The 25,184-nt window shown below is 69.1% G+C and carries 24 protein-coding genes; 6 read left to right on the top strand and 18 right to left on the bottom strand.

The window, feature by feature from the left end; translation table 11 throughout:
- Positions 1-2: 2 nt before the first annotated feature.
- From H590_RS0101595 to dacB, 16 genes are all read right to left on the bottom strand, one after another.
- Positions 3-782, bottom strand: a complete 780-nt coding sequence (locus H590_RS0101595; RefSeq protein ID WP_028702173.1) for a DUF6339 family protein — start codon at positions 780-782, stop codon at positions 3-5.
- On the bottom strand, positions 779-1,666 hold the full coding sequence (locus tag H590_RS0101600) for a hypothetical protein (RefSeq protein WP_028702174.1): 888 nt from the start codon (positions 1,664-1,666) through the stop codon (positions 779-781). The genes H590_RS0101595 and H590_RS0101600 overlap by 4 nt, the downstream gene beginning before the upstream one ends.
- Complete coding sequence (locus tag H590_RS0101605) at positions 1,666-3,486, bottom strand: hypothetical protein (protein ID WP_028702175.1); 1,821 nt, start codon at positions 3,484-3,486, stop codon at positions 1,666-1,668. Before H590_RS0101605 ends, H590_RS0101600 begins: the two co-directional genes overlap by 1 nt.
- Before the next feature lie 178 nt (positions 3,487-3,664).
- Complete coding sequence (locus H590_RS14295; RefSeq protein ID WP_071161686.1) at positions 3,665-4,510, bottom strand: protein NO VEIN domain-containing protein; 846 nt, start codon at positions 4,508-4,510, stop codon at positions 3,665-3,667.
- A 121-nt stretch (positions 4,511-4,631) separates the two neighbouring features.
- Positions 4,632-7,163, bottom strand: a complete 2,532-nt coding sequence (locus tag H590_RS0101615; RefSeq protein ID WP_028702176.1) for an ATP-dependent Clp protease ATP-binding subunit — start codon at positions 7,161-7,163, stop codon at positions 4,632-4,634.
- A 343-nt stretch (positions 7,164-7,506) separates the two neighbouring features.
- Positions 7,507-7,827 (bottom strand): histone-like nucleoid-structuring protein Lsr2, encoded by a 321-nt coding sequence (locus H590_RS0101620; RefSeq protein ID WP_028702177.1) that lies wholly within the window; start codon positions 7,825-7,827, stop codon positions 7,507-7,509.
- Between the two features lie 531 nt (positions 7,828-8,358).
- Positions 8,359-8,955, bottom strand: a complete 597-nt coding sequence (locus H590_RS0101625; protein WP_232020913.1) for a cell division topological specificity factor MinE — start codon at positions 8,953-8,955, stop codon at positions 8,359-8,361.
- A gap of 171 nt (positions 8,956-9,126) precedes the next feature.
- Entirely contained in the window at positions 9,127-9,687 is a 561-nt protein-coding gene (locus H590_RS14300; RefSeq protein ID WP_051238057.1) for a DUF3180 domain-containing protein, read from the bottom strand.
- Complete coding sequence (gene folK, locus H590_RS0101635) at positions 9,684-10,244, bottom strand: 2-amino-4-hydroxy-6-hydroxymethyldihydropteridine diphosphokinase (RefSeq protein WP_028702179.1); 561 nt, start codon at positions 10,242-10,244, stop codon at positions 9,684-9,686. Before folK ends, H590_RS14300 begins: the two co-directional genes overlap by 4 nt.
- Positions 10,235-10,627 carry a dihydroneopterin aldolase gene (gene folB, locus H590_RS0101640; RefSeq protein ID WP_028702180.1) on the bottom strand — a complete coding sequence of 131 codons (393 nt, stop codon included), beginning with the start codon at positions 10,625-10,627 and terminating at the stop codon, positions 10,235-10,237. The genes folK and folB overlap by 10 nt, the downstream gene beginning before the upstream one ends.
- A 71-nt stretch (positions 10,628-10,698) precedes the next feature.
- Positions 10,699-11,508 carry a dihydropteroate synthase gene (gene folP / locus H590_RS0101645; protein WP_414973661.1) on the bottom strand — a complete coding sequence of 270 codons (810 nt, stop codon included), beginning with the start codon at positions 11,506-11,508 and terminating at the stop codon, positions 10,699-10,701.
- A 102-nt stretch (positions 11,509-11,610) separates the two neighbouring features.
- Positions 11,611-12,219, bottom strand: a complete 609-nt coding sequence (folE, locus tag H590_RS14305) for a GTP cyclohydrolase I FolE (protein WP_036980618.1) — start codon at positions 12,217-12,219, stop codon at positions 11,611-11,613.
- 62 nt (positions 12,220-12,281) lie between these two features.
- Positions 12,282-14,558, bottom strand: a complete 2,277-nt coding sequence (gene ftsH, locus H590_RS0101655; protein ID WP_028702182.1) for an ATP-dependent zinc metalloprotease FtsH — start codon at positions 14,556-14,558, stop codon at positions 12,282-12,284.
- Between the two features lie 78 nt (positions 14,559-14,636).
- Positions 14,637-15,188 (bottom strand): hypoxanthine phosphoribosyltransferase, encoded by a 552-nt coding sequence (hpt, locus tag H590_RS0101660; protein ID WP_028702183.1) that lies wholly within the window; start codon positions 15,186-15,188, stop codon positions 14,637-14,639.
- 69 nt (positions 15,189-15,257) lie between these two features.
- Entirely contained in the window at positions 15,258-16,262 is a 1,005-nt protein-coding gene (tilS, locus tag H590_RS0101665; protein ID WP_028702184.1) for a tRNA lysidine(34) synthetase TilS, read from the bottom strand.
- Between the two features lie 57 nt (positions 16,263-16,319).
- The gene (gene dacB, locus H590_RS0101670) at positions 16,320-17,690 is read right to left on the bottom strand and encodes a D-alanyl-D-alanine carboxypeptidase/D-alanyl-D-alanine endopeptidase (RefSeq protein WP_232021290.1); all 1,371 of its coding nucleotides are present in this window, start codon (positions 17,688-17,690) and stop codon (positions 16,320-16,322) included.
- A gap of 175 nt (positions 17,691-17,865) precedes the next feature.
- On the opposite strand from dacB, the gene H590_RS0101675 reads away from it, so the two are divergent.
- Together H590_RS0101675 and H590_RS0101680 are read left to right on the top strand one after the other, a co-directional pair.
- Positions 17,866-18,426, top strand: coding sequence for an inorganic diphosphatase (locus tag H590_RS0101675; protein ID WP_028702186.1), 561 nt, complete (start codon positions 17,866-17,868; stop codon positions 18,424-18,426).
- 145 nt (positions 18,427-18,571) lie between these two features.
- Positions 18,572-19,588 carry a TRM11 family SAM-dependent methyltransferase gene (locus H590_RS0101680; RefSeq protein WP_028702187.1) on the top strand — a complete coding sequence of 339 codons (1,017 nt, stop codon included), beginning with the start codon at positions 18,572-18,574 and terminating at the stop codon, positions 19,586-19,588.
- A 54-nt stretch (positions 19,589-19,642) separates the two neighbouring features.
- Here H590_RS0101680 and H590_RS0101685 read toward each other — a convergent pair whose 3' ends face one another.
- Positions 19,643-20,644: an acetylxylan esterase gene (locus H590_RS0101685; protein WP_028702188.1), complete on the bottom strand. Its 1,002-nt coding sequence runs from the start codon at positions 20,642-20,644 to the stop codon at positions 19,643-19,645.
- 119 nt (positions 20,645-20,763) lie between these two features.
- Between H590_RS0101685 and H590_RS0101690 the strand changes: the two genes are divergently transcribed.
- Positions 20,764-21,252 carry a SixA phosphatase family protein gene (locus tag H590_RS0101690; RefSeq protein WP_028702189.1) on the top strand — a complete coding sequence of 163 codons (489 nt, stop codon included), beginning with the start codon at positions 20,764-20,766 and terminating at the stop codon, positions 21,250-21,252.
- A gap of 91 nt (positions 21,253-21,343) precedes the next feature.
- Here H590_RS0101690 and H590_RS0101695 read toward each other — a convergent pair whose 3' ends face one another.
- On the bottom strand, positions 21,344-22,189 hold the full coding sequence (locus H590_RS0101695) for a hypothetical protein (RefSeq protein WP_028702190.1): 846 nt from the start codon (positions 22,187-22,189) through the stop codon (positions 21,344-21,346).
- Between the two features lie 71 nt (positions 22,190-22,260).
- Here H590_RS0101695 and H590_RS14310 point away from each other — a divergent pair, with 71 nt between their 5' ends.
- The 3 genes from H590_RS14310 (at position 22,261) to H590_RS0101710 (ending at position 25,111) form a co-directional block, all read left to right on the top strand.
- Positions 22,261-23,256 (top strand): hypothetical protein, encoded by a 996-nt coding sequence (locus tag H590_RS14310; protein WP_126412758.1) that lies wholly within the window; start codon positions 22,261-22,263, stop codon positions 23,254-23,256.
- A 161-nt stretch (positions 23,257-23,417) separates the two neighbouring features.
- Positions 23,418-24,776 (top strand): ammonium transporter, encoded by a 1,359-nt coding sequence (locus H590_RS0101705; protein ID WP_036980526.1) that lies wholly within the window; start codon positions 23,418-23,420, stop codon positions 24,774-24,776.
- Complete coding sequence (locus H590_RS0101710) at positions 24,773-25,111, top strand: P-II family nitrogen regulator (protein ID WP_028702192.1); 339 nt, start codon at positions 24,773-24,775, stop codon at positions 25,109-25,111. Before H590_RS0101705 ends, H590_RS0101710 begins: the two co-directional genes overlap by 4 nt.
- The last annotated feature ends 73 nt before the right edge of the window (positions 25,112-25,184 follow it).

Raw genomic sequence — 25,184 nt, forward strand, 5'->3', positions numbered from 1 at the left:
GGTCAGACCCCTCGACGGGCCCTGGACCGCACGATGCTGGAGGCCTCCTCCTCGACGAAGTCGCGCAGCTCCTCGTCGCTGAGAATGTCCAGCAGCATCGATCCGGTGCGGGCGGCGATCAGCGCCATGAACTTGCGGGCGAACTCGGAGCGTCCGCCGGGCTGGCCGGCACCGTAGCTGAGGATCGCGGTGGCCGCCTGGCGGATCAGACGCTGGTCGCGGGCCAGTGAGGGCCGGCCCAGCATGGCGGCGAACTCGGCCTCGCCGAACAGCGGGTCGGCGTCGACCATCACCGGTCCGAGGATCTGCCAGCGCCGCCAGGACTGCTTGAGGTAGCTGCGGTCCTGGTTGCCGCTCTGGGCGCCGATCCACCGGTCGGCGGGAAGCCTGAGCTCCCCCACGATGGTCTCCCCGGGCCATCGGGCGAGGACGACGTCCGGCAGCACCCGCAGGGACAGGTAGGACCACACGCCGTCGTGGGAGGCGTCGGAGCCGATCGGGTCGATCACCTCGGCGATCGCCCGGCCGAGCTCCATGCCGTAGCCGTCGCGACCCTCCTTGGTGTGCAGGTCGAAGCCGGTGAGGCGGGCCACGATGGCCTCCCGCCAGGCGTCGACCTGCTGGGAGTCGGGCAGCGGTCCGGCACCGGGATCGTCGGTGGAGATCCGGCTGGTGTCGACCAGGTAGTCGGCGGTGGTGCCCTCGCCGAGTCGGCGGGCGTGATCGGCGAGCAGCTGGATGGCCTCCCCGGCGCGCAGCCGGGGGATGACGACGGAACTCACTTCAACTCCTTGAGGAATCCGGTCCCGGCCTGCAGCAGCGCCAGGAGGCGTCCGGGATCTCTGGTCAGCACGTCGACGGCCCCGCGCAGGGTGGTGTCGAGGTAGCTGGCGCACAGCTCCTCCAGGCAGGCGCCGGTGCTGCCCTCGTCGAACTCGTCGAGTGCCTCGTCGCCGGCGGTCAGTGCCACCGAGACGAGCATCTGGGTGAGGATGTCGCGGATGATGATCGGCTGGGCGATGCTGTTGTCGGCTCCCAGCAGGGCCTCGGCGGCCGGGTGATCCTTGTTGACGAAGAGCCTCACCGAGCCGAGGAAGGGGGCGTTGAGATCGTCGGCGGAGAACTTCACCAGCCAGGCGGCGTCGCGGGGGAACTCCCCGCCGCGGAACCGGACGGCCTCGACGGGGAAGACGGCGTCGTCCCCCTCGAGGGTGAACCGGAAGGGCTCCTCGCCGGTGAACAGCCGGCTGCCCTTGAGGTAGGCGGCGCGGTTGTCGGGGGCGATCCCGTCGGGTCCGTCGAGGACCAGTTCGTAGCGCACCTCGAGGTCCTGGGCGGCGGTGCCGCCGGGGACCTTGACGGTGATCTCGGCGGCGGGGTGGTCGGGTCCGATGGGGGCCGCCCACAGGAACCGACGTCCGGTGGAGGGGCAGTCGACCCGCAGCACGGCGAGCAGCCGGGTCATCCCGTCGTCGGCGCTCAGGCCGCTCTCGGCGGCCACCCGAGCGGCGTCGATGGACATCTGGCCGGTGATGGCGAAGTCGGAGATGTAGGTCCAGTCGACCGGTCTCTCGTCGGGTCCGGTGCGCTGGCCGTCGAGCAGCAGGGCGGGCACCGAGCAGCTCACCGCGGCCGGGCTCACCGCCCGGAATGGCTGAACTCTCATCAGGCGTCCTCTCCCAGGAAACTGCAGTCGATGGCGACCCCGTCGGGATAGCTCACGTCGGCGGTGAAGGTCTCCCCCGCCCGGACCCGGATCCCGTCGTAGTCGTAGCGGGTGCCCTCGGAGGTCTGCCACGCGGAGATGTAGATCTCGTCGGAGTCGCCCAACGAGGAACGCCCGTCGATCCCGATGTCGAGTGTGGGAGTGACCTGCACGTACTGGCCGTCGGAGCGGGCGTGCAGGGTGAACCGGGTCACCGCGATGGTCGGGTCTCCGTGCTCGGAGGGCGGGACCAGCTCGTAGCCGAGCACCTCGACCTTCGAGGTGCGGGCGCGGACATCCTTGGCCTTGCCGCCCCTGCGCCTACCGGCGGACTTGCGGGAGCCCGAGACGGGCCGGGCGAGGACTCCCAGGGCCGAGGCGAGCTGGCTGGCGGCCTCGGCGGGCTGCTCGGCCTCCACGGCGTCGGCCGGCGCCAGGAAGGTGCGCACCTCCTCGCCGATGCGGCGCAGCCCGGTGTTGACCAGCCGCTTCTGGGCCGGTTCCAGGGCGCTGGGGTTCCAGGAGTCGTGGGTGGGCGGCTCGGCGGCCGAGAAGTCGGCATCCATCTCGGGGACCGGCTTGAAGACGCCGACCCACTCACCGATCATGTTGCGGTAGTTGGGGTACTCGCGGTCCTCCACGACCAGCTCGGCGGAGTTGCGCATCAGGGTGACGCGGTTCTCGGCGGACTTGAAGGGGTCACCCGGCGGCACGGCGCACGGGGCCAGCCCCAGGTGACCGACCAGCTTCTTCGGGTTGCGGCACCAGATCTCCTCGACGGTCACCAGGCCGGCGGCCGAGGAGTGAGCGGGCTCGGGGTCCTCGGCGGTCGCCTGGGCGGCTCGCACCGCCTCCAGGCAGGCCTCCTTGGCGGCCAGCACCCGGGAGTCGGCGGCCTCGGGGATGTGCACCGGCTCGCCGTCGACGACGACGCTGATCGTCATCTGTCGCCGTTCGGCCTGGTCGGCCAGACGCTTGGCCCACAGGTTGACCGGGACCGCGGTGCAGGCCTCGGCGATGAAGGCCTGGCGGCCGTCGTCGTAGACCGGGGCGAGCAGCAGCAGGGAGGTGCCGGTCTCGGTGGGACCGAATCCCCGCTCGAAGACCGCCTCGCCGAGGGCGTGGGCGTCGGCCCCCAGAACCGGCTGGACCTGTGCGGGATGGCCGTCGGACGAGCGCAGCGCCCACCACTGCTGGCCGGTGTAGCGCTTGGCGTCCATCAGGAAGCTGGAGGTGACGGCGGCGGCGATGAACCGCTCCTCGAACTGTCCGGGGGCTGTCTGGATGCGGGTCCAGATCACCAGCGTGCCGCAGCTGGAGGCGCGGAAGGCCGCGGACTTGCCGAACCCGTAGGTGCCGCCGCCCAGGGAGCGGCCGCGGGGCGCGCCGACGGTGAGCACGAAGTCGCGGTAGTTGGTGGAGTCGTCCTGACCGACCTGGGAGTCGTTGTTGGTGGGTCCGCCCAGGCCCGAGGTGCCGCGGTCGTGGATCTCGATGGCCTCCATCGAGTCGGCGCCCAGGGCTGCCGTGAGTCCGGAGGTCGGGCTGGCCTCGGCGAAGACGTTGTCGCGCAGCACCGAGACGGTCTGGCCGGTCAGACGCCGGAAACGCATCTGGTACTCGGGGACAACCCCGTCGGTGCGGGCGTCCCAGCTGTTCTGGGCGGTCTCGCGCAGCAGCAGGCTGGGCGTGGCGACGCTGGTGCCGAGCAGTTTCTTGGTGCCGTCGCCGGCGATGTCCCCGGCGCCGAAGGGTTTGGCCACCCAGTCGAGTTGAATCATCGGACGGTCACCCTCCCCCGGGCGCACGAGTGGTGACAGGTCCCGCCGGGGCAGCACATCACGGGCTCAGAAGTCATGCCTGCCAACCTACCGCCCGCCCCTGACAGGACCGAAGCAGCACCGGGGGTGAACCGAGGGTGAGGGACACCGGCCTCAGCAACGTCGATGGTGCCGCCGCTCAGGCGGCGCCGGCCTTCGGTAGAGCCAAATAGTCGAGCGGGTCGAGATCGCATGTGGCACTGATCGCCCCGTGCAGCTCGTAGTAGCCCGTGCCATCCCCGAAGTTGTACAGCCGCATCAAGACGTAGTGCTCTGGCTTACTCTCGCTGACTCGAACCTCGTGCCTCGAGACGATCATGGGCCAGTTGATGGACTGCCGAGTGGTTTTCACTTCCAGATGGCGTTCTTCCCCGTTCGGTTCGAAAGACTTCACGTCGTAGCCCCAGCCGTCGCCGTCCTCAAGGCTGACGTGGCGCACCTGTTCAGCAAGATCTCGACGATCCGCCGCCTCAAGGATGCTGCGTTCCCGACGAACGACCGCTCTCTCTCCACGATCACCCAGACTCTTGTTCGCCGCCTCTCGAGCCACGTAATCCGTGTGATACCCACGAGTGTGAAGCCGATGCGGACCATCCGTAATCAGGACCTCCGTAGGCATGACCGAGTCGGTCCAGTTCAAGTCGAGGAGATCCGCAGCATCGCGGTCGACGGCCGTATCCATCTTGTGGAAGAAATCTGGTCGTCCACGGACCTGTCGGGCGACCTCATCGGCCAGGGAATCCTGATAGTTCACAGCCGGCTTGTATCCGCGGACATAGACGCACCTCTGGTCGGCAAGTACCGCGGACACGTTTCGGAACTTCCACTCCAGCGAGGCCTCCGAACGACCGATCCGCTCAGCAACCTCGCGCCGATACTGCGTCTTCGAATAATGCTGACCCGTCAGCTCCTGCTCCAGCATGTTGAGGTATGCGCGCACCGTCACCGCATTCTCAGTGTCACTCCAGGGTTCATTTCTGGCCACGGCAGCACCCTATCGGCCATCACCCCGACGTGAACGCGATCCCCTACACACCACGAGTGGGCCCCCACCTGTTGGTGGGGGCCCACTCATTGAGCTGTCGTGCTACGGCACCGGGGAGACCTCAGGACTCCCGGGAGTCGGAGTCGCCGGCTCCGCTGGTGAGCTCGGCGGGCACCTCGTCGGGGAGCTCCTCGCGGGCCGTACCGGTGAAGGTGAACGGCTCTTCGGAACCCTCCGGGGCGACGTCAACGAGCACGATCTGGCCCGGCTTGACCTCGCCGAACAGGATCTTCTCGGCGAGCGGGTCCTCGACGTCGCGCTGGATCGTCCGGCGCAGCGGCCGGGCGCCCATCAACGGGTCGAAGCCCCGATCGGCGAGCAGGGACTTGGCGGCGGGAGTGACCTCCACGCTCATGTCCTTGTCGCCCATCCGCTCCTCCAGCTGGCCGATCATCAGGTCGACGATCCGCAGGATGTCCTCGCGGGACAGCTGGTGGAAGACGATGATCTCGTCGAGCCGGTTGAGGAACTCGGGGCGGAAGTGGCCCTTCAGCTCCTCGGTGACCTTGGACTTCATCTTCTCGTAGCTGGACTCCTCGTCCCCGGCCTTGGAGAAGCCGAGGTTCACCGACTTGGAGATGTCGCGGGTACCGAGGTTGGTGGTGAGCACGATGACCGTGTTCTTGAAGTCCACCACCCGGCCCTGGGCATCGGTGAGCCGGCCCTCGTCGAGGATCTGCAGCAGCGAGTTGAAGATGTCCGGGTGAGCCTTCTCGATCTCGTCGAACAGAATCACCGAGAACGGCTTGCGGCGCACCTTCTCGGTGAGCTGTCCACCCTCCTCGTAACCGACGAATCCTGGCGGGGAACCGAACATCCGAGACGCCGTGTGCTTCTCGGAGTACTCCGACATGTCGAGGGTGATGAGAGCATCCTCGTCGTCGAACAGGAACTCCGTGAGCGCCTTGGTGAGCTCGGTCTTGCCGACGCCGGAGGGCCCGGCGAAGATGAACGAACCCATCGGACGTTTCGGATCCTTCAGGCCGGCGCGGGTACGACGGATCGACCGGCACAGGGCCTTGACGGCCTCCTCCTGGCCGACGTACCGCTTGCCGATCTCCTCCTCCATGTGGAGCAGCCTGGTGGACTCCTCCTCGGTCAGCTTGAAGACCGGGATGCCGGTGGAGCTGGAGAGCACCTCGGCGATCTCCTCCTCGCCGACCACCGCCGGGGCGGAGTCGTCACCGTTCTTCCACTCGGTCTCCTTGCGGTCGCGCTCGACGATCAGCTTCTTCTCGTCGTCCCGCAGGCCGGCGGCGCGCTCGAAGTCCTGAGCGTCGATCGCGGCCTCCTTCTCGATGCGCACCTGGGCGATCTTGTCGTCCACCTCGCGCAGGTCCGGCGGCGCGGTCATCCGACGGATCCGCATCCGGGCGCCCGCCTCGTCGATCAGGTCGATCGCCTTGTCGGGAAGGAAGCGGTCCTGGACGTACCTGGCCGCCAGATTCGCCGCCGAGGAGATGGCCTCGTCGGTGATCGTGATCTTGTGGTGCGCCTCGTACTTGTCGCGCAGCCCCTTGAGGATCTCGATCGTCAGCGGGATCGACGGCTCGGCAACCTGGATCGGCTGGAACCGGCGCTCCAGAGCGGCATCCTTCTCGATGTGCTTGCGGTACTCGTCGAGGGTGGTCGCACCGACCGTCTGCAGCTCGCCGCGGGCCAGCATCGGCTTGAGGATGCTGGCGGCGTCGATCGCTCCCTCGGCGGCACCCGCACCGACCAGGGTGTGGATCTCGTCGATGAACAGGATGATGTCGCCGCGGGTCTTGATCTCCTTGAGGACCTTCTTCATCCTCTCCTCGAAATCGCCGCGGTAGCGGGAACCCGCCACCATGGAACCGAGATCGAGGCTGTAGATCTGCTTGTCCCGCAGCGTCTCGGGGACGTCGCCCCGCACGATCGCCTGGGCCAGACCCTCCACGCAGGCCGACTTGCCGACTCCGGGCTCGCCGATGAGAACGGGATTATTCTTGGTGCGACGGCTCAGCACCGTCATCACCCGCTCGATCTCCTTCTCACGGCCGATCACCGGATCCAGCTCGCCATTGCTGGCAGCCTGGGTGAGGTTGCGGCCGAACTGGTCGAGGACGGTGCCCGAGGAGGCCGCCGGCCCCACATCGGGAGCCCCGGCGGTGGCCGCCTCCTTGTCGGTGCCCTGGTAGCCCTGCAGCAGCTGCAGGACGGTGTTGCGCACCGTGTTGAGATCGGCCCCCAGGCGGATCAGCACCTGGGCAGCAACGCCCTCCCCCTCGCGGATCAGGCCTAGCAGGATGTGCTCGGTGCCGATGTACGAGTGGTTCATCTGGAGAGCCTCGCGCAGGCTCAGCTCCAGGACCTTCTTGGCTCGAGGAGTGAAAGGAATATGGCCGGTCGGCGTCGAATTGCCGTGACCGATGATCTCCTCCACCTGGGCCCGGACTGCCTCCAGCGAGATGTCCAGGGACTCGAGCGCCTTGGCGGCAACTCCCTCCCCCTCGCTGATAAGACCCAGCAGGAGGTGCTCTGTGCCGATGTAATTGTGGTTCAGGGCCTTGGCCTCGTCCTGGGCCAGGACGACGACCCGACGTGCCCGGTCTGTGAACCGTTCGAACATGAAGTCTCCTTGTGACGGGACCCGGGCGACCCCGAAGGGACACCCGCTGTCTTGGACAGTCTAGTAACGCCCCCCTGACAGGACCTGAGTCCCGTCGTTCGCCGGCCGCGCAACGACGCCGTGCAGACCGGTTCTGAGCCCGGATCGAGGCGGTCTGGCGCCCCCTCCCCGATCCGCTGGGAGACTCCTCCTTCTCCCCTGGTCTCCTCACCGGGGACCCGGCGGCAGGGGCACGGACGCGGGACCGGCGCGGGACCGGCGCGGGACCGGCGTGGGGGGACGCAGCTGCGCCGGCGACCCTGTCGGGTCGCCGGCGCAGCACAGGTCGTTCAGGACCGTCGGATCACAGGTGAGCCTTCTCGTAGGCGGCGCGCACCTCATTGGAGACCCGGCCACGGGCCGAGACCTCCAGGCCCTCGCCCTGGGCCCACTGACGGATCTCGTTGGCGGTCGGGCCGCCGGAGGGGCGGTGCCCACGGCTGCGACGACCACCGGTACGGCGGGCCGCTCCGATCCACACCGCGAGGCTGTCACGCAGCTTCTGCGCGTTTGCAGCCGAAAGATCGATGACGTAGTTCACGCCATCGACAGCAAAAGCGACTGATTCGTCGGCGGGAGTGCCATCGATATCGTCGACAAGGTCAACACGAATCCTCTGTGCCATGGTGTTCCTTCCAAAGTTCTGACCAACACGATCGGGCCCTGGTTCCCCCTCCCGACCGATCTGCTGCAATGTTAAGGATTAAGGGGTCCAGTTTTCAAGCCGATTACAGAAATATTTCACCGATTGTGTTCACTTGCCAGGAGAATACCCTAAAACGCTAACAGCGGAGGGTACACCCGAAGATGCCGGCTCAAAGCGCTGAACCAGCCCATCTCCGATTCTGCGACGGCATCACAGCCCTCGCTCAGGCTGTCCGGGTATCACCAGTTCAGATACGCGAATCACGAACTCCGCAGAGCCCGGCAGGGATCATCCCACCGTTTCCATGCTGTGGCCAAATTTCAGGCTTCCGATACCACGGCCTGCTGTGAATGAGGAAAGCCACCCGGGAGCGTCTGCGTGCGGCGCGGCGCCGTTGGCGTTCTCACTGGTGCGCCCCTGTCAGAACACCGGTCAAGGGATCCAGACCCGAACAGGAGAAGGGCTCCCCGGCCGGTGGCCGGGGAGCCCTTCTCGAGTGGTCTGTGGGGGTCAGGCGTGCTTGCGCTCCACCTGATCATCGCCGGGGAAGTCGACGCGAGACATGTCGACGACGGTGGGAACCGATCCGGTCTCCCAGATCTCTCCCGCGCTCGGCACACCGGCGTCGGCGAGGGTGCGGCCCGGCAGGTCGACGACGCGACCAGCCTCGGCGTCGGCAAGAATGCCGGCCAGCTCGGTCTCGAGCTCGGCGACCCGCGACTCCAGGGCGTTGACCTTCTTGTTCCCGGCGGCCACCTTGTACTGAAGGGCTGCCTTGTCGCCGCGCAGGGTGGACAGCTCATTCTCGGCGCGATCGAGCTTTCCGCGAGTATCGGACAGGGACTTGGAGAGGATGCCCACCCGGTTGGCGAAGGTGTCGATCATGTCCATCGACTCCTTGTGGTGGCGCTGCTCCTCCTTGACCGAGGCCTGGCGGATCGCCTTGAGCTCGGCGAGGTGAGCGGTGCGGATGCTCTCCATCTCGCGCCACGCCATCAGCACCGACACCCAGGCCATCACCAGGGCCACCAGGACCCCGGCTCGAGCGGCCCAGATGGAGGGGATCACTGCACACGCCACGGCAAGGACCGTGCAGACTATCAACATCGCGAGAACCCCGCGACGATCACTGGACGGTTTGCTGATTCGTTTCCCCTGTGCGCCACTCACGGTGGCAATCCTAACAAGATGTGCCGGGACATTTCACTACTGTCCGTCCCCAAACGCCCGACACGTCGCCCAGCGAACCCCGATTCTTCGGATTCTCTTCGGCTGTTCTCAGTGTGCCGGCTGACTGTCGCCGCCCGCACGGCCCGGATCTGCACCCTCGCGGTGACGGGCCTCACCGTCCGGAGGCACCCGGCAGGCCCTCTCCAGCACCCATCCGGCCAGTCCCAGCAGGACGCAGACCACCGCGGTGACGCTTCCGGTGATCACCCTCTGGCGCGGATAGGGGATGGCCACCTGGCGCACGAAGGTGATGATGTAGACGATGCACGCCCCCGCCAGGGCCGCCCCGGTGAGCACCACGGACTTGCCCAGGGCCAGGCTCACCAGCCCCTCGGTCGGCGAGACCTCCCGGTGCGGGTCGTGGACCTTCCTGCTCAGCACCCGGGCATCGATCCACACCCCGATGGCGACCACGGCCAGGATCACCGGCAGGGACCACGGCAGGATCGGCACCATCGCCTCGGTGAGGAAGAAGACGCTGAGCACGAACCAGCCGACCACCGCCCCGCACAGGGCGGCGACCACGACGGCACGTCGGTCGGTGGGACGCAGATCCCCGCTGGGCTCGGGCTCGGGCGGATCCTCCAGGGGCGGCAACGACCGCGTCACGACAGCGTGACCTCCTGGCCGACCTTGCGCACCCCGGAGGTGTCCATGCCGGAGAGCAGGTCGGCGATCGGGCCACGGCCCTCGAGCTCGGCGTCGGGCTCGACGTCGGCCCAGGGGACCAGCACGAAGGCGCGCTCGAAGGCGCGCGGATGGGGAAGCTTGAGATCGGGCTCGTCGATGCGCTGGTGACCGACCTGGATGAGGTCGACGTCGATGACCCGCGGACCGTTCACCTCGAGGCGCTCGCGTCCGTAGCCGTCCTCGATGGCCAGGCCGCGCTCCAACAGGGTCCGAGGCTCCAGGGTGGACTCGACGACCAGCACCAGATTATGGAAGTCGGGCTGATCGGCCTTGCCGACCGGGGTGGTGAGATACACCGGCGAGACCCCCACCGGCATTGCCCCCGGCGTCTCGCAGATGAGGTCGACGGCCCCCTGAAGGGTGTCGATGGTGTCACCGAGATTGGCGCCCAGGCTGAACACCACGGTTCGAAGCGCCCGCATGGTTCCCAGGGTTTCCACGTCGATCCTGGGTTCGGTGTCCCTCGTCATTGACATGTCCGATTCCTCCTGATGACTATCGCGACGTCGCTCAGTGTCACACCGACGGGAGCATGAGGCTTGTGGACCGTCACCTCGACGGCCTGCCCGACCGACGGCGTCGTGCCGGCGGCGGCAAGGCACCGGTCGGCGATCCGGCCGGCGAGGGTCTCGATGAGATCCACCGGCTCTCCCTGGATCTCCTCGACCACTCCCTGGGCGAGCACAGCGTAGTTGACGGTGTCGCTCAGCTGGTCGGAACGGGTCTCCAGGGGTACGGACAGGTCGACGTCGACGACGAAGGGCTGGCCGTTCTGCTTCTCGGAGTCCAGCACCCCGTGGTGGCCGATCGCCGTGATCCCGCTCAGGCGGATGTGCCCGATGTCGTCGCGAGTGTCCATGCTGCGAGGCTACCGTGCCCCCGAGCACCACCGGGGTCGCCGGTGTCGTCCCCTCCCCGGGGGGCCGGGCCTCAGGCCCCCTCCGAGACCCGCAGCCGGGCGAAGACCTCGCAGGCGTCCCGGTTCCCGCGAACCTCGTGGGTGCGCACCGCCCAGGCGTGGTGGGCGGCGCACCAGCAGGTCAGTGCCTGGGTGGCGGCGTCGCGGCCCAGCGGCGGCCGGGGATCCGGGTCGTGCAGCAGGCCGCCGAGGAACCCCTTGCGGGAGACCCCCCACAGCAGCCGCAGATCGGCGAAGGCCTCCTGGACGGTGTCGATCGCCTGCAGCAGCCGCCAGTTCTGCCGTCCGTTCTTGGAGAATCCGATTCCCGGATCGACGATGATCCGGCTGCGCGCGACGCCGGCCCGTTCGGCGTCCGCCACCCGCTCGGACAGTTCCGCCACGACGTCGCCCACCAGATTGTCGTAGTGGGTCAGCTCGACGCTCTGCATCGTCGCCGAGGGACCGCGCCAGTGCATCACGACATAGTCGACGTCGGCGTCGGCCACCACCGGGAGGATCCCGCGGTCGGCCAGACCGCCCGAGACGTCGTTGATGATCTGCGCTCCCGCACCGATGGCCGCCCGGGCCACCTCGGCCCGCATGGTGTCGACCGAGATCACCGCCCCGGAGTCGGCCAGCGCGGAGACGATCGGCACCACCCGGCGCAGCTCCTCGGCCTGCGGGGTCCGGGCCACCCCGGGACGGGTCGACTCCCCGCCGATGTCGACGATGTCGGCCCCCTGGTCGACCAGACCGCGGGCATGGCTGATGGCATCGTCGGGGTCCAGCCACATCCCGCCGTCCGAGAAGGAGTCGGGGGTGACGTTGACCACACCCATCACGAGGGTTCGCGCCGGGTGCGGCGCGCTGTCTCGGGGATCGACGTCAATCACGGGTTCATCATGCCGACTCGCGGCTCCATCCGGGAAACCCGGCGCGGGTCACCCGTTGGTGATGAGCCCCATCGCCTCGGCCCTGGTGGCCGGATCGCGCAGGATGCCGCGCACCGCGGAGGTCACCGTGCGGGACCCTGGCTTGCGGACCCCCCGCATCGTCATGCACATGTGCTCGCACTCCACCACCACGATCACGCCGCGGGCGCCGATGTACCGCACCAGGGCGTCGGCCACCTGGGTGGTGAGGCGCTCCTGGACCTGGGGCCGCTTGGCGTAGCAGTCGACCAGCCGGCCGAGCTTGCTCAGCCCGGTGACCCGGCCGTCCTTGGAGGGGATGTAGCCGACATGGGCCACCCCGACGAAGGGCAGCAGGTGGTGCTCGCAGAAGGACTGCACCTCGATGTCGCGGACCAGGACCAGCTCATCGTGGGAGATGTCGAAGGTCTTGGAGAGCACCTCCGCCGGATCGGTGTGCATCCCGGCGAACAGTTCCTCGGCGGCCTTGGCCACCCGCATCGGCGTCTCCAGGAGGTCCTCGCGGTCCGGGTCCTCACCGATCGCCGCGAGGAACTCGCGGACCGCGGCCGCGGCCCGCGGCTTGTCGACGAAACCCGTGCTCGAGGGCCCGCTGTGCGGAAGGGCCTGACCCACCATGGAGTGCTCAGAATCGATGCTCACGCCACGATCCTAGGAGCGCCCGGGGAAAGGTGCCGCACTCAGCGCGGCGCCCACGGGCTGTGCGGGAACGATCCGTCGTCGCCCTGCGCCGACTCGCCGGACTGTCCAGGCTGGCTGCCCTGTCCCGACTCGCCGGGCTGACCCGGCTGGGCGGAGGGACCGGCCTGGTGCGACGGGTCAGACTGACCCGGCTGAGCAGAGGAATCAGAAGGTGCCGACTGAGAGGGCGCCGACTGGCCCGACTCCCAACCCGGGGGAGCCCAGTTGGCCGGCGGCTGCCAACCCTGACCACCCTGGCCGCCCTGACCGTTGTTGTCGCCGGGAGCTGCGGCCTGCCCGGCACCGGACCCCGAGGCCGAGGCCCCGATCTGGGCGGGCTGGGCGGCGGCGCCGACCTTCGCGGCCGGTGCCACCGGGGTGATCGGCGGGACGGTGGAGGGAATCCGCTTGTCGGAGCCGGTGAAGGCGCCGCGCTGGGGCCACATCGTGAGCTTGGTGAAGATCTCGGCAACCTCGGCCTTGTTCAGGGTCTCCTTGACGAACAGCTGGCGGACCAGCTCGTCGAGCACCGGACGGTTGGCGATGAGGCAGTCGAAGGCCTCCTGGTGGGCATTCTCCAGCAGGCCGCGGACCTCCTCGTCGACCACCGAGGCGGTGGCCTCGGAGTAGTCGCGCTGCTGGCCGGCGGTCATCCCGAGGAAGGGCTCGGAGTCTCCCGAACCCAGCTGGACGGTGCCGACCCGGGCCGACAGGCCGTACTGGGTGACCATCGCGCGGGCCACCTGGGTGGCCTTCTCGATGTCATTGGAGGCACCGGTCGAGGGATCGTGGAAGATCAGCTCCTCGGCCGCACGCCCACCCATCATGTAGGCCATCTGGTCCAGCAGCTCGCCGCGGGTCTGGGAGTACTTGTCGGAGTCGGGCATCACCATCGTGTAGCCGAGGGCGCGTCCGCGCGGCAGGATCGTGATCTTCTGGACCGGATCGGTGCCGGGCATCGCCGCGGCCACCAGGGCGTGTCCGCCCTCGTGGTAGGCGGTGACCAGGCGGTCGTGCTCGTCCATGATCCGGGTCTTCTTCTGCGGACCGGCGATCACCCGGTCGATGGCCTCGTCCAGCTCGGCATTGCCGATCACCGCGAGGTTGTTGCGGGCGGTCAGCAGGGCCGCCTCGTTGAGCACATTGGCCAGATCGGCGCCGGTCATCCCGGGGGTGCGTCGGGCGATGCTCTCCAGGTCGACGTCGTCGGCCATCGGCTTGCCCTCGGAGTGCACCTTGAGGATCTTGACGCGGCCCTCCATGTCGGGGGCCTCCACCGCGATCTGGCGGTCGAAACGGCCGGGCCGCAGCAGGGCCGGGTCCAGCACGTCGGGACGGTTGGTGGCGGCGATCAGGATGACCCCGCCGTGCACGTCAAACCCGTCCATCTCGACCAGCAGCTGGTTCAGGGTCTGCTCGCGCTCGTCATGGCCGCCGCCCATGCCGGCACCGCGGTGGCGGCCGACGGCGTCGATCTCATCGATGAAGATGATGGCCGGGGCGGCCTCCTTGGCCTGCTCGAACAGGTCGCGGACCCGGGAGGCGCCGACGCCGACGAACATCTCGACGAAGTCGGAACCGGAGATGGAGAAGAATGGCACCCCGGCCTCGCCGGCCACGGCGCGGGCCAGCAGCGTCTTGCCGGTACCGGGAGGACCGTAGAGCAGGACGCCCTTGGGAATCTTGGCGCCGACCCGCTGGAACTTCGCGGGCTCGGCGAGGAACTCCCTGATCTCCTGGAGTTCGTCAATGGCCTCCTGGACGCCGGCGACGTCCTTGAAGGTGGTCTTGGGGGTGTCCTTGGTGCCGACGCTGGCCTTGGACTTCCCGAAGTTCATCACCCCGCCGCGTCCGCCCATGCCCTGGGCCGAACTGAGCATCCAGAAGAACAGAATGCCGAGCACCAGGAAGGGCAGGAAGTTCACCAGCAGGGACTTCCAGACGCTGACTCCCGGATTCGTCCCGTTCCAGCGCTCCAGAGTTCCGGCGTCCACCCGCTTGTCCAGCTGGGTGATGATCTGGTTGCTCTGCTGTCCGATCCAGTTGGACTTGAACTGGTCGCCATTGGCGTCGGTGATCTTGATGATCTGGTCGCCGTCGGTGAGATCGACCTCTTTGAGCTTCTGACTCCCGTTGATCATCGTGATCGCCTGGGAGGTCGGGATGTCCTTCGCCCCGGTCATCGAACTCGTGAGATTGAGCACCGTGATGATGGCGATGATCGCAATCACGATCCATACCAGAGGACCGCGGAAGATGCTCTTCGCGTTTTTCATGTACTGCCTAGTGCCGGGGTGTGGAGGGACAGCTTCAGACCATACCAGCGGATACCGACTCCCCCCGGCCGGCCGCGATCACTTGTAGACGTGCTCGGCGAGGGTCGCGACGTCGGTGAGGTTGCGGTAGCGCCCGGCGTAGTCGAGCCCGAAACCGACGACGAACTCGTTGGGGATGTCGTAGCCGATGTACTTGACGTCGACGGGAGCCGAGATCGCCTCAGGCTTGCGGAACATCGCCATGATCTCCAGGCTGCGCGGGTTGCGGGTGCGCAGGTTCTGGACGAGGTAGGACAGCGTCAGGCCGGTGTCGATGATGTCCTCGACGATCAGCACGTCGCGGTCCTCGATGTCGGTGGTGAGGTCCTTGAGGATCCGCACCACGCCGCTGGACCGGGTCCCGGCGCCGTAGGAGGACACCGCCATCCAGTCCATGTGGCAGTGGATCTTCATGGCCCGGCACAGGTCGGCCATGGTCATCACCGCGCCGTTGAGCACACCCACCAGCAGCGGGTCGCGTCCGGCGTAGTCCTTGTCGATGACGGCGGCCACCTCGTCGATGCGATGGGCCACCTCTTCCTGGGAGTAGAGGACGCGTTCAAGATCGTCTGGCAGATCAGCAGCTCGCACGCAGCGAAGCCTACCGGTACCGGAGTCGTGCGCTGTCCCGGTCCTCCGGCCCGGTCTCCAGGGCCGGTCTCAACTCAAGCTCTCGTCTCCCGGGTTCAGCTCCAGACGCCGTCCGCGCCGGGTGACGCGGGCCCCGGGCAGGTCGACGCCGGCCCCTCCCCGGGCGTGCTGGAGATCGAGCACCGCCTCGACATGGACGAAGGAGCTCTCCACCCCGGCCCGCTGGAGCCAGGCCTTCACCACCCGGCGGGCCAGGCCGCGGGGCTCGCTCACCAGGTCCGGCAGTGGCAGAGTCGGTAGTGGCAGGGCCGGGAGCGACTGGTCCCCGGCGAGGTCCTGCGGCAGGACGGCGTGCCGGGCCAGCCAGGCGTCTGCCAGGCCGGCCATCACGGCGTCCTCCCCCTGCATCAGGACGGCGGTGCGGGCCAGCGCCTCGGCGACCCCGGGGCCCAGATCCTGCTCCAGCACCGGCAGCGTCGAGCGGCGGACCAGACTGCGCCGGAAGACCGGGTCGGCGTTCTGCGGGTCATGCCAGGGACGGACCCCCCACTCCCGGCAGGCGGCCACCGTGGTGGTGCGGCGGATCTCCAGCAGCGGGTGCCAGAAGGATCCGGCCCTAGGTCTGATGCCGGCCAGGCTGGTGACCCCCGATCCGCGGGCCAGACCGAGCAGCACCGTCTCGGCCTGGTCGTCGAGGGTGTGGCCCAGCAGCACCGGGCGGTCCTGGGCGACCTCCAGCAGAGCGGCCCGGCGGGCCGATCTGGCGGCGGACTCGGGGCCCTCCCCGGTGTCGCGCACGTCGACCCGCCGGATCACCGCGTCGATCCCGCGCCAGGCGAGCAGCTCGGCGGTCTCGGCGGCGACCCGGTCGGATCCGGACTGCAGCCGGTGGTCGACGATCACTGCGGTGATCCGGGTTCCGGGGCGCCGGCCCGCCCACTCGGCGCCCAGCGCCAGGGCCAGTGAGTCCGGCCCTCCGGAGCACCCCACCACCGCCGCCTCGACGCCGTCGAGCATCTCGGCGACCCGCTGGGCGACCCGCAGACTGTGCGGGCCAAGTTCCTGGCGTGCCACGCGATCAGCCCGCCGCCGGCAGCCGGGTCACCGCGTGCGACCGCAGTCGGGCCCGGGTCACGGCGTGCAGCCGCAGGCGGCCAGTGCCGACCAGGCGGAGTCCAGCCAGGTGTGGGCCGCGGTCGGGTCGGCGGAGTTGTTGAGGATGAGCGCCGCGACGACCACCCTGCCGTCGGCGGTGCGCACCCATCCCGACAACGCCGAGACGCCGGTGAGGCTGCCGGTCTTGGCGTGCACGAGTCCGCGTCCGGCCACCTCGCCCGGGCTCTGGAAGCGGGCCGACAGGGAGCCCGAGACCCCGGCCACCGGAACCAGGTCGGCGATCGGTTCTGTCCGCGAGGTGCGCAGGGCGTATCGCCAGGCCCGCTCCAGCATGGTGGCGCTCACCCGGTTCCCTCGCGACAGTCCGCAGCCGTCCTGGATGACGGCGCCGGGACCCCAGGCGCCCATCCGGGTGAGGTGCTGCTGTAGGGCCGCGGCGGCCCCGGCGAAGGTGGCGGGCTTGCCGGTGGCGATCGCCATCTGGTGGCTCAGCACCTCGGTGGCGGCATTGTCGGAGGACAGCAGGGCCCTCTTGAGCAGGTCCTCGGCGGTGGCCGACTGGACGGCCGCCACCGTGCTGTCGCCGCTGGCGGCCTTGGTGGCGGCCGGCGTCCCGGAGACGGTGATGCCTGCCGCCCGCAGCTGGCCGGCGAACACCTGGGCGGCCTGCAGGGCGGGAGTGGTCGAGCGGGCGCCGGATCCGCCCGGCATCCCTTCGTCGACCCACAGCGCACTGATGTGGGTCACCTGGTCGGCGTAGCTGGCGCTCCAGCCCGGGTTCCAGTTCGGACCGGAGAACAGCGACGCGTCGTAGCCGAGGGTCACCGAGGAGACCCCCTGCTTCTTGAGGGCGGCGGCGGTGGAACGGGCCAGATTCAGCGTCGAGGCGAACTCGGGGTAGGCCGTGGAAGGGACCGACTGGAGGTAGGGGTCGCCGCCCCCGACCAGGGTGAGGGCGACCGGCGTCCCCCCGGATGCCGGGGTCGAGCCGGATGCGGCGGCAGCAGGCGAGGAACTCCCGCCCGAGCGGACCACCTTGGTGGTGAACCGGGTGCCGGCGTCGACGGCGTCCAACAGGGCGATACCGGTGAGCACCTTGAGGTTGGAGGCGGGGATCAGCATCGCCCCGGGATCGCGCGAGTACAGAGTGGTGCCGCTGCTGAGGTCCACCGCGACTCCGCCGAGGGTTCCACTGGGGGCCGGCTTGATCGCGGCGATCCGGGCGGCCACCCGGGCGGGATCCGCCGGCACACTCGAGATGGGCTGCGGGGTCGCCGCGCCCACCACACCATTGCCTCCGGGACCGCCCGCATCAGGAGTCGGGGAGTACAGACCGGAGGGCAGTGTGGAGGCCGAGGAGGGGCGCATCAGGCCGACAGCGGTCATCACGGGTTTTCCCCAGATTGCGCTGGCACCTGCTAGAACTGCTAGCACAAGTGTGAGAATGAGAAAACGCGCAGACTGAGTCAACCGCCAACGATGCTTCGCCACCCGGCCTCCTCCTCATCACTGGGGATACAGTTTCCGCCATCCGAGCGTCCAGCACAAGAGAGGGTCAACAGTGACCGACGACTTCCAGAACTTCTTCCCCACCCAGAAGCCCGAGGGTACGACCTTCGACGTGACGATCGAGATTCCACGGGGTACGAAGAACAAGTACGAGATGGATCATGAGACCGGTCGCATCCGTCTGGACCGCACCCTGTTCACCTCCACCCAGTATCCCTACGACTACGGGTACATCGAGGGAACCCTCGGCGAGGACGGCGACCCGCTGGACGCGATGGTGCTGCTCCAGGAGCCGACCTTCCCCGGATGCCTCATCGAGTGCCGGGCCATCGCGATGTTCCAGATGCAGGACGAGATGGGCGGCGACGACAAGGTGCTCTGCGTGGCCACCGCCGATCACCGCCGCGACTACCTGCGCGACATCGACGACGTCGGCAACCTCACCCTGATGGAGATCGAGCACTTCTTCACGGTCTACAAGGACCTGGAGCCCGGCAAGTCCGTCGAGGGCGCCACCTGGACCGGCCGGTTGCTCGCCGAGGCGGAGATCGACAGCTCCTTCGACCGAGCCAAGGGCACCCCCTACGAGCATCACCAGGTGAACCTCGCCTGAGCCGGACCGACTCGGACTGATGACTCAGCTGGAATGACGGAGAGGGCTGGAATGACGCAGAGGGGGAGGCGACTCCCTCCTCTGCGCCGGGGCTCGCTGACCCCGCTCGGATCCCCGGCGCACGGGTGCGTGCCAGAATGTGGCGGTGCCACGTTGCCTCATCCTTCTCGCCCCCTCGGCCAACCACGTCTACGCGGGCCAGTCCCCCAAACTGTCATCGGCCGAGCTGACCCTCATCTGCCCCGGGATCGGCACGGTCGCCCCCACGCAGCTGGCCGGGGTGGACTACCTGGCGGCCGACCTCGACTCCCTGGACGGTCCGCAGCTGGCGGCGATCTCGCGGGCATCGGCGACGATGGCCTACTACCTCGTCGAGGGGGATCTGCTGCGCCCGGTGGCGCTGCCCCGCACCGACCTGGTCGACGACGACCTGGTCACCATCCCTAAGTACCAGGGCAAGACCAATGAGCAGTTCACCCGGCTGCTGCTCAACGTCACCCTGGCCGGTCTGGAGGCCGGCCCGGCCCGACGCCGCGACGACGGACAGCGACTGGCGATCCTCGACCCGATGTGCGGACGGGGCACCACCCTGTCGACCTGCTGGCTGGAGGGTCACGACGCCTTCGGCATCGACGACGACGCCAAGGCCCTCGAGGCGATGGCCGCCCACCTGTCGACCTGGCTGCGCCGCAAGCGGCTCAAGCACACCACCCGGGTCTCCAAGCTGCGCCGCGAGGGACGCACCCTGGGCAAGCGGTTCGACGCCGAGCTGAGACTTCCCGGCGCCGAACCGCTCACCATGGCCGCGCTGCCCGGCGACACCCGCGACTCGGCGCAGCTGTGGGGGCGCAAGACCTTCGACGCGATCGTCACCGACGCCCCCTACGGCGTCGTGCACGGGGCCCACACCGGCTCCGGCGCCCACCGCTCCCCCGCCGGCCTGCTCGCCGAGGCCGTCCCGGTCTGGGCCTCCCAGCTGCGCAGGGGCGGGGCTCTGGGCATGTCGTGGAACACCCACGGACTGTCCCGGGAGGATCTGGAGTCGATCCTCGCCGAGGCCGGGCTGACCCCGCTCACCGGCCCCCAGTGGTCCCACTTCTCCCACCGGGTGGACTCCTCCATCCAGCGCGACCTGGTGGTGGCAGTCCGACCGGTGGACTGACGTCCCACCCCGCGGTACAGCTACCGGCTACCGGCTACCGGCTACCGGACAGGGCTACCGCAGGATCTGGTCCAGCAGCCCCAGCTGGTTCCAGGTCTGGACCTCCTCGCCGGCCGGGTGCTCGGCGAAGGGGTACACCGTGATGTCCTTGGTCACCCCGCCGGCCGCACCGGCCCACGCGTTGTAGGCGGCCCAGGCCGTCGACGGCGGGCAGGTGGCGTCCATCATCGCGACCGAGAACAGCGCCCGGGTGCTGGCCCTGCGGGCGAAGTGCACGATGTCGAAGTGGTTGAGGGTCTGGAAGGCCCTCGACACCAGGTAGGGGTGGGTCCGCAACCAGGAGACCACTTCCAGGTAGGGCCCCGAGGCGGCCAGGTCCACCGACCGGCGGATGCACGACAGGAAGGGCGAGTCGACGCACGCCACACTCACCGGGACACCGGCCATCGCGGCCAGCCCGGCCACCGCGGCGACCTGGGCGCCACCCTGCGAGTGGCCGACCAGGGCCACCCTGGTGGGGTCGACGAGGTCCAGCGATCGGGCCACCTGAGAGGCCCGGAAGGCGTCGACGTAGAGGCGCCGGAAGTAGTGGTTCGCCGGATCGTCGAGATGGGGGGTCATGAATCCGGGAGCGCCGGACCCGCCTCCCCAGGGGCCGTCGTCGGGGGCGGTGTCGACGATGGTCGGGTGGGCCCAGCCCTGGCCGCGCGGGTCGACGACGATGTGCGCATAGCCGGCCGCCGCGAAGGGGGTCGCGAAGGGCACCCGGCGCGAGGAGCTGTACCCCTTGTACTGGACGACGACGGGCAGCGGACCGGTGGCCCCGGCAGGTGCGTGCAGCCAGGCCGACACCGGCGTCCCCAGGTATCCGTCGAATCTGAGATCCCAGGTGTCGACGAGCCGCTGACGGTTGTCGAAGGGGGTCAGCGAGGTGTTGAGGGGGAACCTCTCGTGCTGGTCCAGGGTGGTCCCCCAGAAGGACTCGAAGTCCTCGGGCTCGGAGATCTCGGGGCGGAAGTCTCGCGACTGCTCCAGCGACAGGTCTGTCAGCGGCATGGCCTCATCGTAACGAGCGACCGCCGGGTCGCTGCTGCTCCGGGTGCTGGTGTCCCGGCTGCTGCTTCTCCGGCTGCTGTGTCCCCTGGGGCGCAACGGCCCCGTGACAGGATGGCCGGGTGCACACACTGTTCCTGCTGCGACATGCTCAGCCCGCGCACAGTCCGGTCACCGGGTCCGGCGACTCCCAGCGTCCGCTCACCGCGGTGGGACGCCGACAGGCCGCCGAGGTGGGCCGATCGCTCCAGCTGCGCGGGGTCGACCTGACGCTGTGCTCCTCGGCCCTGCGCACCCGCGAGACCTTCGAGGCCACCGGACTGAGCTGCCCGGTGGAGGTGATGCGGGCCCTCTACTCCTGCGGGGTGGACACCATGAGGCAGCGGATCTCGGAGGTCGGCGAGGAGGTGCCCACCCTGCTGGTGGTCGGCCACGCGCCGACCGTTCCGGCGCTGGCGGCCGAGCTGTCGTCGGAGGATCCGGTCCGGTCCGAGGAGATCGCCCGCTGGTACCCGCCGGCGACCCTCACCGAGATCTCCCTCGACTGGCCCTGGGACGGGGTTCTCGACCCCTCCCGGACCGGAGTCCTGCGCGGGATCCAGCGCCTCTGAGTCGAACCCGACTTCTCTGAGCGGGATCGGGTGCCGATGGGGAGGTCTCGCCCCCGAGGAGATCGGTGGCCGACCGGCGGGTCGGCCCGGTTCAGGCCGCTCCGGGCACCGCCGGGGCGGAGACCGTTCCCGTCGGCGGCAGCAGTTCGACGGCCTTGGAGGTGAATCCGCTGAACACCCACCAGACGAGACCGGCCAGCACTGCCAACGCGACCAGCAGAATGATCACCAGCAGCGGGACCAGCCGTCTGTTCTCGCTCAGCTCCGGGCCGTGGTGGAGGCTCGGCGGCTCGGGTGCCGGCCGAGGAGCCGGTGGCGCGTTGAAGACCGGCGCCGGAGACTCACCGGGAGCTCGGACCGCCTGGGCGTACTCGGCCTGAGGGTCGCGGAACCAGGTGGAGGGCAGGCTGCCCTCCTGGTGGTGCCCCTGGGGACGCGGCACGACCCGCGAGGAGGGTCGCGACGGGCTCTGATGAGGTGTGGGTGGGTTGAGCAGCCGGGGCGCCTCGTCGGGTGCCGACTGCCCGATGACCTGAGTCATCTCGGAGTCCTGCTCGCGACCGGGGGCCGGCATCACCGGCATCACCCTTGTGGCGTCCGGATCGTCGGAGCCGCCCGCACCGAGGGCGCCGAACACCGGGATCACCCGGGTGACGGCCTCATCGAGAGGTCCCGGGGGCACCGCCGCCGACGGGCCCGGACGGGCTCCGGGGTGACCTCCTCCCGGGCGTCCGGTTGTCGAGGGACCCGCCTGCACCGGCCCCGGCAGGCCGGAGTGAGGAGTGCCCGGGGGGGTGGGTCGACGCACCCGAGGACGGGTCAGATCGGGGGACTCCTGGCGGGCCAGGGCGTCCAGAGCCGGGTCGGTCAGCCGCACAGCGCCGGCCAGACGCAGGTCGAGGGCGCACCTCGGACAGGTGGTCTCCAGAGCCCCCAATCGGGCTCCACACCTCGCGCAGAACACGTGGAGTGCCCCCTTCCGTCATCCCGATGATCCAGAATACAAGGGTGTCCCCGTCTTCTCCGACCAGAATCCCACGGGACCGGCGCGCCGTGCGCACCCTCGTCGTGGCAGTCGTCGTCGCGGTGATCGCCGCGGCGGCGATCCTGGCAGCGACCCGGGCCGGCCACCGAGGCGGCTCGGCGTCGGGTTCCGGGCATTCCTCCGGGGGTCCGGCGACGGCCCTGGCCACCCGCCCCTCCGCCGGTCCGCACTCACAGCAGACTGCCACCACGCATAGTCCTGCCGATTCCCGCAGCCCCGCCTCCCCCGCCCCTGCACCGGCCAGCGCGGCCGTGCACGCGGTCAGCACCTCGACCGGTGCCGCGATGGGCCTGTCCATCACCCCGGTAGGCTCCACCGGCCGGCCGTGGACCTCCGGGACCCTGGGCGCCGGCGCGGCCTGGTCGACCATCAAGGTGCCGCTGGTGATGGCCTCGCTCAGCGCCGGCACCGCCACCCTCGGGGACGCCGATGTCCGGGCCGCCATCATCTCCTCCGACAACGCGGCCGCCGAGCGACTCACCCGACGGCTCGGCACCGACGCCGCCGCCGCATCCGCGGTGAAGGCCCAGCTGGTGGCCCGCGGGGACACCACGACGGTCCCGGCCAGGGTGCGCACCCGGCCGGACTTCTCGGTGCTCGGACAGACCTCATGGCGTCTCGACGACCAGGCCGCCTTCCTGGCCACCGCCGCCTGCCGGCCGCACGACGCCGGCCTGCTGAAGCTGATGGGCCAGATCGAGCAGGACCAGCGGTGGGGGTTGGGGACCCTGCCGGGAGCCCGGTTCAAGGGCGGCTGGGGGCCCGACACCTCGGGGCACTATCTGGTGCGCCAGGTGGGCCTGGTGACCGTCTCGGGACGCAGCTACGCGGTCGCGATGGCGGCACGGGCCCCGGACGGGAGTTTCGCCGCCGGCACCGCCGCCCTCGATCAGTTGGCCACGCGGCTTCCCGCCCTGGTCAGGGCCCTGCCGGCAGGTGCCGCGAAGGGACGGTGCTGAAGGACGGTGCTGAGGGGCGGTGCTGACGGCGTCCCGCCGCCGGCCGGAACGTCCGTCCCGGCGTGCTCTGTAGCGTGTCCGTAACACGCCCTGCCAAGCTGTCACACGCCGGTAACAGCGACTGAACTGCTCCGCAACGCAGCGCCTCAAGAATACGGGGCATGACACCACTACCTATCCTTGAGATCAGCGCGGGTGATACCGCCTGGGTCTTGGCGAGCGCCTCACTCGTGCTCCTGATGACCCCGGCACTGGCGTTCTTCTACGGAGGCATGGTGCGCGCCAAGGGCGTGCTCAACATGCTCATGATGACCGTGATCCCGATGGCGACCGTCGCCGTCCTGTGGATCCTCTTCGGATTCTCGATGGCCTTCGGCGATGCCAAGGGCTTCAGCGGCAACCCCTTCCAGTACATGGGAATGCACGGTGTGATCGGCCAGGAGGTCGGCACCATCCCGATGTACGCCTTCGCGGCGTTCCAGTCTGCCTTCGCCATCATCGCCGTCGCCCTGGTCGCCGGCGCTGCCGCCGACCGGATGAAGTTCTCCGCCTGGATCGTCTTCAGCGCCCTGTGGGCGATCCTCTGTTACTTCCCGGCCGCCCACTGGGTGTTCGGCACCGGCTGGATCCTCAACAAGATGCACGCCGTCGACTTCGCCGGTGGCACCGCGATCCACATCAACGCCGGCGCCGGGGCTCTGGCCCTGGCAATCGTGCTGGGCAAGCGCGTCGGATTCGGTTCCAAGCCGATGCGCCCCCACAACACCACCATGGTGATGCTGGGCGCCACCGGCCTGTGGTTCGGCTGGTTCGGGTTCAACGCCGGTTCGGCGCTGGGCGCCAATGAGGTGGCCGGCTACGCCTGGATCAACACCCTGCTGGGTGCCGGCACCGCCTTCCTCGGCTGGATCCTCGTGGAGCGGATCCGCGACGGACACCCCACCACCCTGGGCGCCGCCTCCGGCATGGTCGCCGGCCTGGTCGGCATCACCCCCGCCTGTGCCGCGGTCTCCCCGCTCGGCGCGATCGTCGTCGGCTTCCTCTGCGGCATCGTCTGCGCCCTGGCCGTCGGACTCAAGTACCGGTTCGGCTATGACGACTCCCTCGACGTCGTCGGCGTCCACATGGTCGGCGGCTTCGTCGGCACCGTGCTGATCGGCTTCCTCGGCGATCCGAACTACATGGCCCTGGGCCACGAGGGATCCCTGGAGGCCAACGGCTCCGGACTGTTCTACAGCGGCTCCGCCAAGCTTCTCGGCATCCAGCTGGTCTGCGCCCTGGCCGTCATGGTCTACAGCTTCGTGGTGAGTTTCATCATCGCCTACGCCATCAAGAAGACCATGGGCATCCGGATCACCACCAAGCAGGAGCTCACCGGCATTGACCTGGTGGAGCACGCCGAGGCCGGCTACGACCTGTCCAACGTCCGCTACACCTCGATGCGGATCCGCGACTCCCTCGTGGTCCCGTCCTCCTCCAGCAGCTCCAAAGACTCCGACAAGACGGGAGCGAAGGCATGAAACTCATCACAGCCATCGTCCAGCAGGCAGCCCTGGAGAACGTCCAGGTCGCCCTCGCGCAAGTCGGAATCGCCGGAATGACGATCTCGGAGGCCAGCGGCTACGCCCGCCAGCGCGGCCACGTCGAGGTCTACCGCGGAGCCGAGTTCACCATCGACTTCGTCGAGAAGGTCCGCATCGAGATCCTCAGCAGCGACACCGCCTGGGAGGAGATCACCAAGACCATCTGCGACGCAGCCCGGACCGGTGAGATCGGCGACGGCAAGGTCTGGGTGACCCCCATCGAGGAGGTCATCCGGATCCGCACCGGCGAGCGTGGAGATGCCGCCATCTGACCCACACGCCGAGCCGGTCATGGACGCCATGACCGGCTCGGCGTCTCCGCGCCCGTGAGGCGCACCACAATCC

The organism is Acidipropionibacterium jensenii DSM 20535, from assembly GCF_000425285.1.
GTDB classification, from domain to species: Bacteria; Actinomycetota; Actinomycetes; order Propionibacteriales; family Propionibacteriaceae; genus Acidipropionibacterium; species Acidipropionibacterium jensenii.

Bases quoted from the DNA above. Each gene is read 5' to 3' on its own strand.
- H590_RS0101625 (WP_232020913.1), bottom strand. From the start codon at position 8,955: ATGTTGATAGTCTGCACGGTCCTTGCCGTGGCGTGTGCAGTGATCCCC.
- H590_RS0101620 (WP_028702177.1), bottom strand. From the start codon at position 7,827: ATGGCACAGAGGATTCGTGTTGACCTTGTCGACGATATCGATGGCACT.
- H590_RS0101705 (WP_036980526.1), top strand. From the start codon at position 23,418: ATGACACCACTACCTATCCTTGAGATCAGCGCGGGTGATACCGCCTGG.
- folP (WP_414973661.1), bottom strand. From the start codon at position 11,508: ATGGGTGTGGTCAACGTCACCCCCGACTCCTTCTCGGACGGCGGGATG.
- H590_RS0101685 (WP_028702188.1), bottom strand. From the start codon at position 20,644: ATGCCGCTGACAGACCTGTCGCTGGAGCAGTCGCGAGACTTCCGCCCC.
- H590_RS0101615 (WP_028702176.1), bottom strand. From the start codon at position 7,163: ATGTTCGAACGGTTCACAGACCGGGCACGTCGGGTCGTCGTCCTGGCC.
- ftsH (WP_028702182.1), bottom strand. From the start codon at position 14,558: ATGAAAAACGCGAAGAGCATCTTCCGCGGTCCTCTGGTATGGATCGTG.
- folK (WP_028702179.1), bottom strand. From the start codon at position 10,244: ATGTCAATGACGAGGGACACCGAACCCAGGATCGACGTGGAAACCCTG.
- H590_RS0101600 (WP_028702174.1), bottom strand. From the start codon at position 1,666: ATGAGAGTTCAGCCATTCCGGGCGGTGAGCCCGGCCGCGGTGAGCTGC.
- H590_RS0101710 (WP_028702192.1), top strand. From the start codon at position 24,773: ATGAAACTCATCACAGCCATCGTCCAGCAGGCAGCCCTGGAGAACGTC.
- H590_RS0101605 (WP_028702175.1), bottom strand. From the start codon at position 3,486: ATGATTCAACTCGACTGGGTGGCCAAACCCTTCGGCGCCGGGGACATC.
- dacB (WP_232021290.1), bottom strand. From the start codon at position 17,690: ATGACCGCTGTCGGCCTGATGCGCCCCTCCTCGGCCTCCACACTGCCC.
- folB (WP_028702180.1), bottom strand. From the start codon at position 10,627: ATGGACACTCGCGACGACATCGGGCACATCCGCCTGAGCGGGATCACG.
- folE (WP_036980618.1), bottom strand. From the start codon at position 12,219: ATGGTGGGTCAGGCCCTTCCGCACAGCGGGCCCTCGAGCACGGGTTTC.